9 protein-coding genes and 1 pseudogene are annotated in these 13,380 nt (G+C 63.6%); 2 read left to right on the top strand and 8 right to left on the bottom strand.

Features of this window, described 5'->3' with window-relative positions:
* Positions 1-262: hypothetical protein (locus EJK91_RS21865; protein ID WP_164517999.1), on the top strand; the 262-nt coding region annotated here is incomplete at its 5' end.
* A gap of 246 nt (positions 263-508) precedes the next feature.
* Here EJK91_RS21865 and EJK91_RS16960 read toward each other — a convergent pair.
* Positions 509-1,201 carry an 8-oxoguanine DNA glycosylase OGG fold protein gene (locus EJK91_RS16960; protein WP_125079501.1) on the bottom strand — a complete coding sequence of 231 codons (693 nt, stop codon included), beginning with the start codon at positions 1,199-1,201 and terminating at the stop codon, positions 509-511.
* A gap of 379 nt (positions 1,202-1,580) precedes the next feature.
* Positions 1,581-4,640 (bottom strand): annotated as a pseudogene (locus tag EJK91_RS16955) (restriction endonuclease); the annotation flags it as partial.
* A gap of 279 nt (positions 4,641-4,919) precedes the next feature.
* Between EJK91_RS16955 and EJK91_RS16950 the strand changes: the two are divergent.
* Positions 4,920-5,225: an antitoxin Xre/MbcA/ParS toxin-binding domain-containing protein gene (locus tag EJK91_RS16950; RefSeq protein WP_157861720.1), complete on the top strand. Its 306-nt coding sequence runs from the start codon at positions 4,920-4,922 to the stop codon at positions 5,223-5,225.
* A gap of 223 nt (positions 5,226-5,448) precedes the next feature.
* Here the strand turns inward: EJK91_RS16950 and EJK91_RS16945 are convergent, their stop codons facing one another.
* The 6 genes from EJK91_RS16945 to EJK91_RS16920 form a co-directional block, all read right to left on the bottom strand.
* Positions 5,449-5,784, bottom strand: a complete 336-nt coding sequence (locus EJK91_RS16945; protein WP_046188565.1) for a helix-turn-helix domain-containing protein — start codon at positions 5,782-5,784, stop codon at positions 5,449-5,451.
* 63 nt (positions 5,785-5,847) lie between these two features.
* Entirely contained in the window at positions 5,848-8,133 is a 2,286-nt protein-coding gene (locus EJK91_RS16940; protein ID WP_046188564.1) for a TniQ family protein, read from the bottom strand.
* Positions 8,130-9,254, bottom strand: coding sequence for a TniB family NTP-binding protein (locus EJK91_RS16935; RefSeq protein ID WP_046188563.1), 1,125 nt, complete (start codon positions 9,252-9,254; stop codon positions 8,130-8,132). The genes EJK91_RS16940 and EJK91_RS16935 overlap by 4 nt, the downstream gene beginning before the upstream one ends.
* Complete coding sequence (locus tag EJK91_RS16930) at positions 9,251-11,392, bottom strand: Mu transposase C-terminal domain-containing protein (RefSeq protein WP_046188562.1); 2,142 nt, start codon at positions 11,390-11,392, stop codon at positions 9,251-9,253. Before EJK91_RS16930 ends, EJK91_RS16935 begins: the two co-directional genes overlap by 4 nt.
* Positions 11,389-12,096 carry a TnsA-like heteromeric transposase endonuclease subunit gene (locus EJK91_RS16925; RefSeq protein ID WP_234708240.1) on the bottom strand — a complete coding sequence of 236 codons (708 nt, stop codon included), beginning with the start codon at positions 12,094-12,096 and terminating at the stop codon, positions 11,389-11,391. The genes EJK91_RS16930 and EJK91_RS16925 overlap by 4 nt, the downstream gene beginning before the upstream one ends.
* A gap of 833 nt (positions 12,097-12,929) precedes the next feature.
* The gene (locus EJK91_RS16920; RefSeq protein WP_046188584.1) at positions 12,930-13,277 is read right to left on the bottom strand and encodes a helix-turn-helix transcriptional regulator; all 348 of its coding nucleotides are present in this window, start codon (positions 13,275-13,277) and stop codon (positions 12,930-12,932) included.
* Positions 13,278-13,380: the final 103 nt, after the last annotated feature.

Genomic DNA, 13,380 nt, shown 5'->3' with positions numbered 1-13,380 from the left:
AGCGCTGGTGACTGCCATAGGCATCGCATTCCTGGCCGCGACGAGTCGCGATGAAAATTCGTACCAAGCGGGCCGCTCATATGGCGCCCGCGTGCTGAGCGGGCATGGGCTGAATGCATCTTCAATCGAGATGCGCTGCAAGGTTGGAGCGGCTCTGGCTCGCGACCGCGACGGCTACTACTTCTGGCCCGGCGGGCAAATCAAGGGTAGCGACGTCGACAAGGATGACTTTACGCAAGGATGCATCGAAACCACCAGGTGATTGTCCGCCGGTTCGTTGTCCTACCCGACCGCCACCGCACCAGCTCACGGCTCTCCCCAGTGCTCGTGGGCCGGGATCCGCACGGCTGGGAAGACGTCATCCAGTCCCCGCCCAGTCGGCTGTGGCAGAGCAGACGAGGGCGCCCGCCAAGTACTGCGCGCCCGCCGTAGGTTAGCCCAGGCTTCTGTACAAGCCGGGCAGGACGACCACTCCGCGTCTTTTGTTGCGGCGGCCGCACGCAACCATCTAGCGCTTGATGGTCTTACCGTTCTCGAATAGCCACCGTTCGACAACGTCATGCCGCGTCAGGTGGTGCTGGTCGGCCCAGCGGTCCAGCAGGAGGGCGTAGCGTTCGTACGCGCTTGCCAGCCAAGCTCCTTCGATTGGCAGCGACGCCCAGCCGCACGTGCGGTTGAGCGACGCGGCGACATTCCGGTCGAGGATGCAGCACCGGTGGTCAGCGCTTCCGCCACCGGCGAAGTATAGGTACTTGGTGAAGAACGCTGGTCCGAGGCCGCTGATCGCGGTCTTGTTGTTCGGGCGTAGTAGGTCGTATGCGGCACGGGGATCCGTGCGGCTGAGTCGAGCTGCCTGTTGGAGCAGTGCCCCGGCCGAATCCAGATCGGCGGCGACCGATGCGATCCGGGCCTTGTTATTGCGTTGGCTGTCTTGGCTTCCCCACGCGAGTGCGTTCCATAAGAGTGTCAGTGCTGCGGCTGGGTCATCGAGGGCTGGTGCTGCAATGTTGAAGATGTCGCTGCGACTGATGCGATCACTCAAGATCGTGTCATCGAGGCCGCGCTTGGTAAGCTCGACCGTCCACCACTCGCGAGTGATCGGGAACCCGTGGCCGTGGATCCAGCGGACCGGATCTAACGCCTGGAGCTCGATAACAACATCAGGAGGCAGGCGGATATCCGCAAGGTCGGTGGCAGCCATGGATTTGATATTGCCAGTTATGCCCGACAAACGAGATCGTTAGTGCAGAAGCCCGCTGCGTCGGTGGCCAGGTCTAACGTGCGCGTCATGGACCGGGACGATGTCGTCGAACGCGGCGACGCTGCCCTACAGGTGGAGCGCCGTTGGCAAAAGGGGATCCAGGACGTCACTGTCCGGTCGGCCACCAGGAGAAACGGCCATCCGGAGGAAGTCCCGGGGCTGCCTCGCGCTCTGCACGATCCGGAAAATCCGCAAGAACACTCCGACCCCCGACGGCTACGGCGGATTAGGCTGCCGCGCCCAACACCGTCTCCAGCGAGGGCCGTCGTCGTGTTCTTCCACAGCAACAGAACCTGCCACAACACAACGACATTTTACGGAAGGGCGGATTCCCGACGATCACGTTGATGGGTGTCGCCAGCTGGGCTTCGATGCGGGCGTTGTTGTGCGGGAACATCAGCGAGTCCATCGAGTCATCAGCTTCGCTGATCTGGAAGGTGTCGGCCAGCACGATGCCGGGGAACGGCTCGTAGTCGTCAGTGTCGGCGGTTTTGCCCGCCAGGGCGTGGTAGGTGGTCTCGATGTTGACCGCGGCGATGTAGTAGGCCAGCAGCATGATCTCGTTGGCGTGCAGCTCGGTTGAGTATTTGCGCTTTAGGTCCTGCGCGGTGATCAGCTCCGATTGCAGCAGGCGGGTGACGAAGGTGCCGGTGCCGGTGAACCCGTCGAGGATGTGCACGCCCTCATCGGTCAGGCCGCGGCCGAAGTGCTGGCGAGACACGATGTCGGTCGCGCGGAGGATGAAGTCAACTATCTCGGTGGGGGTGTAGACGATGCCCAACGCTTCGGCCTGCTTCTTGAAACCGATGCGGAAGAACTTCTCGTAAAGCTCGGCAATGATCGCCTGCTTGCCTTCGGCGCTGCTCACTTCGGCTGCGCGACGGCGCACCGATTCGTAGAACCCTTCGAGTCGGGCGGTTTCGGCTTCCAGTCCGGTGCCGCCGAGCGTGTCGACCATCTTCTGCATGGTGCGCGACACCGGGTTGTGCGAAGCGAAGTCGTGGCCGGCGAATAGGGCATCGAATACCGGCTTGGTGATCAGATGCTGGGCGAGCATGCTCACCGCGTCGGCTTCGGTGATGGAGTCGTTGAGGTTGTCCCGCAGGCCCTGCAGGAAGTGGCCGAACGCTTCGGTGGCCGCCCCGTCCGCGCCGTCGAGGATCGCGGTGATCCGGGTGACCAGAGCTGAGGCGATGTCGGCGACGTCAGCGGCCCACTGCTCCCAGTAGGTGCGGGTGCCGACCTTGTCGACGATGCGGGCATAGATCGCCTCCTGCCACGCCGATAGCGAGAACAGGGCCATCTGCTGTGCACGATCGGCGTCCAGGTCGTCCTGGTCGCTGATGTGGTCGAGAATGGGGCCGATGTGGCCGCCGAGCAGCTTGTTGGTCCCAACACCGCCCTTCTTGTCGGTGTCATTGTTGAGGGCAATCGAGTTGACCATCGCATCGAAGCGTTCATCGTGCGACCGCAGCGCGTTGAGGACCTGCCAGACCACCTTGAACCGCTGGTTGTCGCCGAGTGCGGTCGACGGTTCGACTCCTTGGGGGACCGCGACGGGCAGGATCACGTAGCCGTAGTCCTTGTTGTCGGCTTTGCGCATCACCCGCCCGACTGACTGCACCACGTCCACGACCGAATTGCGCGGGTGCAGAAACAGCACCGCGTCCAACGCAGGAACATCGACGCCTTCGGACAGGCAGCGGGCGTTGGTGAGGATGCGGCATTCGTCTTCGGCGACAACGCCCTTCAGCCACGTCAGCTCGGCGTTGCGTTGGAGGGCGTTGAAGGTGCCGTCGACGTGGTGCACCGCGCAGGTCAAGCCGCGGTTGGTGGCCTCGACGTGTTGGCCATCGTTTTCGTGCTCATCAAGCAGTTGCTGGTAGCGGGTGACCACGATCGGGAACATCTCGGCGACCTGCTTGGAACTTTTGATGTCCCGGGCGAACGCCACTGCGCGGCGCATCGGCACTTCACCGGGAGCGAAGCCGCTGCCGTCGGGTCCGGTTCCGGCGCGTTTGGCCAATCCGTTCCAGCAGCCGACCAGTTTGGAGGCGTCATCAAGGGTCAGCTCCCCGTCGATCGCCGACAGTTGGCGTTGCAGTCCAGGTGCGATCACCGATTCGTCGATGGTCAGCACCAGCACCTTGTAGTCGGTGAGCAGGCCACGCTCCACGGCGTCGCCGAACGACAGCCGGTGAAACTCCGGGCCGTAAATTTCTTCGCTGTCCATCGTCGCCAGCTCGGCCGAATGCGCGGCGGCCTTGTCTTTCACCGCGTCGGTGAAGATGCGCGGTGTGGCCGTCATGTACAGCCGGCGCTGCGCCTTGAGGTAGTCGGCGTCGTGGATGCGCACGAAGTTCGATTCGTCATCGCCGGCCAAGGTGACGCCGGTGGTGCGGTGGGCCTCGTCGCAGATCACCAGGTCGAACTCATCGACCCCGAGCTTCTGCGCCTCCGCCACCACCGACAGGGACTGGTAGGTGGAGAACACCACCGTCAGACCCTTGGCACGCTTGCGGTGCGCCATCTCATCGGCAAGGCGCTGTGGATCGGTGGTGACCGGGATGGGTACGTCGTGGACGTTGTAGTCCTCGACGGTGCGCGAGACCTTGGTGTCCGAGCAGACCGCGAAGGCCCGCAAGTCCAGCTCGGTTTGAGCAGTCCAAGCTCGCAGCGTCTGGCTCAGCAGGGAGATCGACGGAACCAGGAAGAGGATGCGCGCCGCGCCGCCATTGTCGGTGGCGGTGCGTTCAGCGATCTTGAGTGCGGTGAAGGTCTTGCCGGTGCCGCAGGCCATGATCAACTTGCCGCGCTCGTTGCCGGCGGCGAACCCGCGGAACACCGCGTCGATGGCCTGTTCCTGATGCGGTCGCGGCTGGTGTTTCAGCGCCGGCGATAGGTCAACGTGCAGGTCACCGGCGGGCCAGGCGATGTCCCAGTCGATCGGCGATTCGGCGATCTCGGCCATCCCGATGCGCTGCACCGGTTTGGTCTGATCATCCAAGGCGGCCTCGGCGTTCTTGCCCCACCGGTCGGTGGTGGAGATGATCACCCGGTTGGTGAACGCGGTCTTGCCCGATGCGGTGAAAAATGAGTCGATATCACCCTTGGCCAGGGTGTGGGTGGGCTCGTAGAACTTGCACTGAATCGCCGTGTAATCGCCGGTGTCGCGTTCGCGGGCCACCAGGTCGATCCCGGTGTCGGCTTTGCCTGCGCGGCCGGGCCAGTCGACCCAGCGCCATACCGCGTCGTACTGCTGGGCCAGCATCGGGTCCAACTCGAAGTAGCGCACCATCAGCTGCTCGAACTTCGTGCCACGCTCGGAGTTCGACGGCGCCTTGCGGAACGCCTCGATCACCTCGTGAATGGAACCCATGCCTGCGCCTTCAGCTGTCGATAGTTGCGTCTACAGACCTTAGGCAATCGCCCGAGGCCACCTTGCTCGATCACGTCGGATCGGCGGCAAGACCCTCGGCCTGGGGAACCAGTCGGCATGGCGTGGAGTATCCGCGGTGGGGGTGACAGGGCCAGCGGGTAGCTGTCGTTGCCGAGCGACGGAGCGACTGTGGTTGCCGTACCCTGCGATGCCTACCAGGTCGCCCGCAATGACGACGCGGGCTAGCGTTGGGTTATGCCGGTACCCACGGAGCAGAAGGTGACCGCGCTCAGCCGTGACTTCGGCTCGCGGCGTCTCGCGGAGCTACTTGGGGTGGACGCCGCACAGGTCGCGCGGTGGCAGGACGGCGATGCAATCGATGGGGTCAACGCGGAGCGGGTGGACCTTCTCGAAGTCGTTATGGCCCACCTGTTGCAGCTGCATTCGATCGAGAACGCTCAGCGCTGGCTCGTCGGGCTGAACCCCAACCTTGGTGACCGTCGGCCTGCGGATCTCATCCGACGGCGGCGGACCCGCGAAGTGCTCGATGCGATTGCCAATGAGCGGGCCGGGAGTTTCGCCTGAGGCCCGTGGCGTTTTGCCTGCGTCATCGGCGTCATGTGGCGACCTGTGCGCTATTCCTGGCGCCTCCGCGCGGTCGCAACGGTACTCCGTAGGTTTTCGCCCATCGGGCCATGGTGGTGGTGCTGACGCCGCGTTCGCGGGCGAGATCCGGTAGTGGGCGTTCACGGGTGACGGACTTCCGAATGCACTTGGCGGTAAGCGGTCCGTGAGGCGGCGGGCTCGTCTAGTCAACCTGGCCGGGGGCAGTCCCCGGATACCGCGCTGAGGCCGCGTCGATCGTGATCGTGAGTCGTTGGCCGCAGGCACGAGCAAGTCGTTCGAGCAGCTCGAACGTAGGGGTACGGACGCCGGATTCGATGGCGGTAATCGCTGACTGGGTGACGCCCATCTTGCGGGCCAGTTCGACTTGAGTTAGTCCGGCGGCTTCGCGTGCACGGTAGGCGGTTTCGGCCAACTCGATTACCACGCTGGCGGTCGCGTAGGCCTCATCGAAAACGGCCCGATCCTCGGGGGTGAGATCAGCCAGAACCTGCGCGCGACGGTCGGTATAGCTGCTCATCGATTTACTCCTGTCCTGCTCGCAGCGTAGGACGCGGCATTCGGTGCAGCCAATGGCGCCGAGTCAGGTGGCGATCTTGGCCTTATTCCTGGCCGCTCCTCCCCGTGTCCGTAGGGGTACACCATGGGTTTTCGCCCATCGAGCCATCGTTGTCGTGCTGACGCCGCGTTCGCGGGCGAGGTCGGGTAGCGGGCGTTGATGGGTGACGTATTGGGTGTAGAGCCAGTCGGGGTCAACGGTGTGCTTGGTTGCTCGGCCGGGTTTGCGTGTCTCGATCTGGTAGTCGGCGGCCAGGCGCGCGATGGTCTGTCGGCTGACACCAGCCTGGTCGGCGATCTCGGCAAGGCTCAACCCGCAGAGTGCGTACTGCTCGATGAAGGCCTCGCGTGGGTAGGCCTCTTTGGCGCGGCGGTAGGCGTTGAGGTCGGTGGCGGCCGATGGGGTTGGGTGGCAGGTGAGGAGGTAGCGGGCGGTGTCGAGGTCTGTGCCGGCATCTTCGGCGGCGTGGCCGAGGAACAGCCCCTGCTGGATGCCGCGGTGCAGAGCGTCGAGATCGACGTGGTCGGGATTCTGGCCCGGCAGACGTAGGCCCTCCAGGAAGTCTGTGTCTGGCTCGAAATGTACTGGTTCGTCCCGGACCCCCTGCTCGGCAAGGAATTCCAGTGCGACGTGATCGAGCGCGTAGCTGAGCTCGGCGGTGAGGTAGTAGGGGAAGTCGGCGATTTTGGTCCGTAGAGCGGGGCTGATGTTCTCGCTACCGACCGGCATGCTGGAGATGCGTTCTTGCAAATAGGCTCGGGCCACCTGGGCGCGGGCCGGCCCGCGGCTGGTGGCGCCGGTTTCGCGGCAGATGCGCAGCCAGGTGTCGTCGGGCAGCAACTCGCGGTAGTCAAGACGGCGGCGGCGTGAGTAGTTGATCGGGACCGTTGATTGGGCGAGGTGTTCAACCAGGGACAGCAGGGCCTTGCTGATATCGATCCAGTTGGCGTGTTGGTTGAGGAGCTGCAGAGCGCGCGAGACCCCATGGTCGTCGAGTGGGCTGCTTATGCTGCGGGCCAGCGGCGACAGTTTCGTCTTTGTGTCGATGAGCAATACTGCGGCCGAGAGCGCCGGTCGCAGCTGACGCAGATGACTCCCGGGGACGGTCAACCGTAGGGCGACGTTCTGCCAGAGTGAGGTGGGGAGCTTGTCAACCTCGGTGATGCAACCCAATGTTCGGGTCGGGAAAGCCGGCCAGTTGCTGGTGGTGCGGAATCGGAGTTGTTCGCTGGGTTTGAGGCTCGGGCCTAGTGCTGCAAGTTGGGCAGCGCCAGCGATGCCTCCCGTCCACGCCAGGCGCGTAGTGGACGAGTGGGCGCCGCGTGAGCGGATCGCGGTGATCAGCCACCGCAGTGAGTCGCCTGCGGTTTGTACATCTCGTTGGTCGAGAGCCTGTAGTGCGGTGAGGGCGCCCGCGACGGTTACGCTCGCAGCCGTCGGCGCCTGTACAACGAGTGACTTCCTGGGACTCGCCGCCCGTGCGGTCGGCAGTTGTGGATGGTCCAGCTGGTAGGCGGTGAGCAGATCCTTGCCGATGATCGGTTCGAGTTCCGGTGGGCTGGCATAAGTGAGCGCTTTGACGGCGATTGCCCGTATGTCGGCGAGCACCTTGGCTGGTTGTTGCGGATCGTGGGCATAGACACCGCTGGTGACGACATCTGCGGTGATGATGTCGTTGATTCGGCGTTGGGCACGCAGGACGCGATGCTCGTCGTTGTCGAAGGTGAGGACTTCAGCGGTGCTCAGATCCGCTCCGCACCGTTCGGCCCGGGTTGTGCGATTGTCCGCCGGTGCTGCGCAGTGTCCCGGTCGTGGGATGCCGTCAGCGGCTAACTGCCGGATTCGGGGGCGGACACCGCAGGCAGGGCAGGCGTCGGCGAGCAAACACCTGTGTTCGAGGCAGGTAAAGGTCCATCCAAGTCTCCAGGCCAGCTTCCAGCGGCCACCGGACTCGGCCAGGCAATGCGGGCAGTAGCGCGAGCCGGGCCGCGGCCCCCAAGGGAAGGTGGTGTCCAAGCGGGTAGGAGTCTTTATCACCGCTGCCGCTCGGCCGTCGTAGTGCGACAACGTCATTGCCGACAGGACTGTCGAGTTCACCGCGGTGGCCGCATGCAGGGCGGTCTGCTGATTCGGGGTCAGTCTGATCATCCAGCGGGGCACCGAGTGAAGCGCTGGCTCGGTCAGGTGGACCGCTACGCGGAGATCGCCCCAGCTGGTGTGGGTGCGGTGCCCGAGTGCTTCCAGCCAGGAGTCGAGTGCTTCGCCGGCAATCGGATCGACATTGATGGGGATGCGTCGGATGTCGGTCATGACGCTCGCACGCTGACTCGCGTGGTGAGCTTGCCGGCTTGCAGTGCAGACTGCAGTTCCTGGCGGGCCTTCTCTGAGGCTTCGTCGTTTTTCACCCGGTCGAGTAGGTCTCGGGTAAGCCGTTCGGATCCGGTCCGCACGGCGCGTTGGCAGCCCCGGTTGACCAGCGTGATCAGTGATCCGATATGCCCGGTGGATCGGGCATACAGGTAGTCGGAGAGCTCATCGGCCAGCATGCCCGGGTGACTGTCGGCCAGGACAATCCGGCGCTCCAGGGTCAACAGGAGATCACGCCATCGTTTGCGCTCTGCCTTGGTCTTGATGGTGAATGCGTCCATCCCGAGCTTTGTTGTACGCCTGCCTGTTTGGGCGATGATCGCATCCTGGTAGGACGACCCCTCCGAGAACAGCCCGTGCTTGGTCAGCCCAACGCCGATATAGATGATGGTGACCGGGAATTCGTTGGCGATGTATTTGAAGTGGTTGCTGATTTCCACACCTTGGGTGTTGCGCCAGCGCAGGAAGTGCAGGTCGTCGATCATCAACAGGCGGGTTTGGCAGGCCAGTACGCAGTCCAGGGCTCGGTGGGCCAACTGCGCGGCGGTCCCGCGATGGGTGCCGGGGTGGCCGAAGTAGTCGAGCATGGCTCGGTTGAAATCGACCATGCCGGTGTTGCCGGTCAAGCCCACCCGACAGACGGGGATTCGCCGGTGCCCTCCTGGCGTTGCCGATCCGCGTTCGGTGATTTCGCGGCGGTGGAAGTCGCGGGCGAAGGCTAGGGCTGCGGTGGTCTTCCCCAGTCCGGGGTATCCGTCAATGGCGACAGCGCTTTTGGGTTTGTCGCCGGTTTGATGGTTGCTGTCGACGATGTCCCAGAGTTGTTCGTGCAGCTCGGCGAGTTGCGGTGTCCGCAAGGGTCCGAGGTTGGCGTGCCAGGTGCGTCGTTGGGCGTTGTAGTCGATCAGCGCGGCCTCGCCGAGTGCCTTGATCCCTGCCCGGGTCAGCGGTTCGGGACGGGTCAGCACCGGGGCCTCGGCGAAAGCGAAGAATCCTTCGTTGCGCGCCAGCGTGAGATTGTCCAGGTTCGCCGGGTGTGGCGGCGGCTGCACCGAGGCGGTCATGCGTCCTCCCATGCGGTGGCGTAGAAGTCGTCAGGGTCATCGCTGCTGTCGTCGTCTCCGCAGTCGTCCTCGGACGGCGGTTCAACTGGGGGGCGGCCGGTGCCGTCCGCATCCTCCACAGGGGTCTGATCCGGCAGTGCCTGTTGCACGGATGACAGCGCCTGCACCAATTGCTGCGTGCTGCCTGTCGTGGCACAGAGCAATTCGTCTTCGCGGGATTGGCGCAAGGCCAGGCGTCGTTCGGTCGGGGCTTTGCCCAGTCCGAGGTTCCACCGTTCCAGTAGGAGCTCCATCGCGAGCTCGTCATTGGGGTAGGTGTATTTCTTGCGTGCCAGGCTGCGGGCGAAGGCGAGGGCATCGTCGCCAAAGGGCGCTGTGAGCGCTGGTGCGTGCTCCCACATCAGGGTGTGCCACTTTTGATCGCTCGGGTCGCGGAAGTGGACGCAGCTGATGTCGTCGGGATGGCGGTGGACTGGCCATCGCCCACCGGGGTAGGGGCTGCGCTGGCCGCGGTACGGGTCCAAGGATGGCCCGTTGTACCGGCGGCCACCGACCTCGACGCCGTAATGCTGGATGGTGCGCTTCTCGACTGCGAGGAATTCGTAGGCAAGATCGGGGTCTTGCGGGGCCTCGATGTAGCCGGCGCGGGCAAGACCGTGCTCGAACATGGTCGCCGGGGACAGGTCCAATCCTGGAAGTCCTGGCTCGACCAGTCCGTCGTGAGGTCGTCGGTGGTACACCACCGCAATCCACTCTCGGATGATCGCCTCGAGTTCATCGATGTAGAAGTGCGCCTCATGTTCCGGGGCCAGGCCGCGGGAATGGATATCCGGGCCTTTATAGCCGGGGAGGTACTGGAGCAGGTCTTGTCTAATAGTGAGGAAGAACCGTTCGACGGGACCCTTGTCACGCCCCATACGCAATCGTGCGGGTTGGATCGAGATCTGCATGCGCTGGCACACACTCGTCAGGTGCTCGGAGACGTAGATTTTGCCGTGGTCGACAATCAGGCTTTCGGGAACGATCGCCGGCCAAGCGGCGCGAGTGCCGTCACGGTCGATCGCATCGACGTCAAGCAGCACCGATCGAGGGATGCCGTGTTCGGGCCAGGTCGCTTCTTTCGGCCAGCTGGCGGGCGCGTCCGGCGGCCGGTAGCACTGGTATAGCACCATCGCGGCGTCCACCGACTTCGTCGACACCGGTGTCAGGCGCAGGCCGGTGATGCAGCGGGTGTACCAATCCATGCCCACGGTGAGCTCCACTTGGGTCCACCGCAGCGTGAGGGGATCCATCGCGAAGACATCGAGCCTGGTGGTATCCATCAGCAGGTATTCACCTGGCCGGGTCGGTCGCAATTTCCCATAGGTTCCCGGATTACGCTCAGCAATATCCCGGTTTCGTTTGGTGCTGAGCCGAAAGGTCGCGTACTTGGCCTCGAGGACAGTTAAGACGCGAAATGCGCTGGCGCGACTCGGGATTGGTACGACATCGGGACCGTAGCGGGCAATGACACGGGCGTTAGCATGCTTGATAACCGCAGTCTGCGAGGGCCGGGATTGATCGACATGTTCCACCATGACCTCGATGGCGGCCTCGCGCCACCGGTCGTCAACCCTGGGTAGATTGCGAACCCGCACCTGTTTGCTTTGGACAAGCCCTGCCTCCCCGTGCTGCCGGAAGGCGGCCACCATCCGCTGAATGGTGCGCAGTTTGACGCCGAGCTCGGCTGCCTTCGCCTTGTACCTGTCTGTCTGGGGCAGGGCGGGGTCGTACTCCGGCCGGGGCTCGCCCTTTTCGCTCGCTTCTGCGCTGCCAGAGCGGTATCCGGTGAGGACCTCGCGGATATGGGCAGCGCAGTCCCGGATCCGGACGCGTTCCGACTCACTGATCACCGCCAGGATCGTGGCGGCCACATCCTCCAGGCAGTCCGACGACCCGGATTCGTTGGGCTCGTCGTTGGGCTCGTCGTGGCGGTAGGCCAGAAGTGTGCTCAAGGCAATGCGGCGAATCTGCTCGGTACCAACCGTTTTGACGATTGCGCTGTTACCAACGAATCCTGTGCGGATTTCCACGATCTCGATCAGCTCGCCATAAAAGCTCAGTCGGCTGCCCGGGCCGATGCGGAGGCGGCCCATCATGAGTTCGGTCCTTTGCGTAGGACAGCAGTCGATTGCAGAGGTGCATCCAGGTCGGTGGCGATGGCCCCGCACCACAACAGATGACACAGAGCGGACCGCACCAGTGGAACAGGCAGGCCGGCATGGGCTGTTATCGCCTGCTCAATAGTGAGGCCCTCGACGTCGAGGCGGCTCACGGCGTCCAGGACGTCCCTATTGATCCGTCGCTCATCGCGGTAGCCGGCCAGGAACCGAATGTTGTTCAGCTCAACAGGTGGTGGTTCGCTCCACACCTCGTAGTCCCATCCCCGGTCCTCGATGAGGTGGCGCGTCCAGGCCAGGGTGTAAGCGACTTTGGGAACGCCGACGCGATGACGCGGCTTGACGTCGACGACAATCGGGCCGTTTCGGGTACTGAGTAGAAAGTCAGGGATGTGTCGGCGCCGTTTGCCGTCGACATCGGCTTCGATCAGAAATGGTTGGGCCGCAATGGAGGTGACCGCCGGTTCGAAATCGGCGTAGAGCAGCCGTGCCAGTTCCAGGCGGGACTCGTAGATGACATGGTCGTTCTGAGTCTTCGCCCAGTAGGTTCCTGAGTAGTGCTGCTGGCCATACCACCACCGGAAGGTCCGCCACGGGGCCAACGGTGCCGAGAGCACCGCAGCGGCATCCGCCCAATCAGCGGTCTGGATCTGATCGCCTGTGGTCGTACGAAACGAGATCACGGCGGCGCGTCGATCAGCCTGGATAGCCAGCTCAGGCGTGTGTGCGCCCGCCCGACGGGCCGACACAGGCGACCCCGTCTTGACAAGCGCGGTCGGATAAGTTGAACTCATGAAAGTCCCTTCGCATGGGGATTGAGGTGAATGGTGGTACGTGTACCGCTACCGAAGGCCGGGTGCCCGCCCGGCCTTCGGCATTTCTAATGCGTTGTCAGTGCGACAACAACTGGTCAGTCCGGTCTCGTCGGTCCTCCGCTCGCTTCGGCTTGACTATCCGCCAAGGGTTCGCCATACATTGGCGCCCTGACGATTTCGGAGATGGTCGCCGATCTGGCGATTCGTTCGTATCCCAGGTCGATGAGCCTGGCCCCAGCTTCTGACAACGACACGTTCCACTCACGAGCGCACTGATAGGCAGCCTCAGCGGAAGCGCGCGGAAGCCGGAACTCCACACGCATTCTGTCCCGAACTCCAAGCTCTGGGCGATCCATGAGGACTCCCTTCCGCTATTTGCTATTCCCGAATTCGGTGGGCTGCCGGCGTTTCGCCGGTGCTATACCGGTATCAAACACCCTGCAGGACAGAAAGTCTCGTCGTTCTGCTGTATAACAACAGGCGCCGTCAATCAGCCTGACACAATTCGTGAACACGCAGACCGTCACGCCGCTGTTTAATTTGCGGCAAAAGCCCTGGACACTCCCGCCGCGATCCGCAGAGTTGTGCAACCCCCAACAGTGACTCCACGGATTGTGACGTTCATCACAATATGAGTCGAGCCGAGGCGGCTGCCGTACGGGGATGTCAACGGACAGCTCGTCGAGGTGTTCCTCCCCGCTTCATAGGTCGTCGACCTCGTCCCGGAGAGCAACCGCAAAGGCTCCTTGATCAGCGCGCCGCCGAGCCAACTGGTCCGGCGTCAGACGTGCGTCAGTAGCATCAAGTACGTCATCGTGACCCTCGTAGGGAGCCAGGTTGATCCTGACTTCGAGGTCGACCGCAGCCAGGATGAGCGCCGGCACAGGCAGTGACGGCTGCCGAGCCCCTGATTCGATACGGGCGACCGTCGACTGCGGCACGCCAGCCAGTTCGGCGAGCTGACGCTGCGGTACACCGATCTGACTCCGGGCCGCCTTCAACAGATTTCCCGCAAACCGCTCGATATGACCAATGCGCGCGGGCCCCATTGTCGCCATACTCCACGAGAGCTAATCGGCTATCGCGTTTTCTCGATACCCCTACCCGCATGACACGAGTTGAGACAGGTGACACGGAGGTGACACCACCGCT

Source organism: Mycobacterium sp. P7213 (genome assembly GCF_900604305.1).
Lineage (GTDB): Bacteria > Actinomycetota > Actinomycetes > Mycobacteriales > Mycobacteriaceae > Mycobacterium.
Note: the sequence above shows the minus strand (reverse complement) of the source record. Positions and strands in the feature narration are given on the sequence as shown.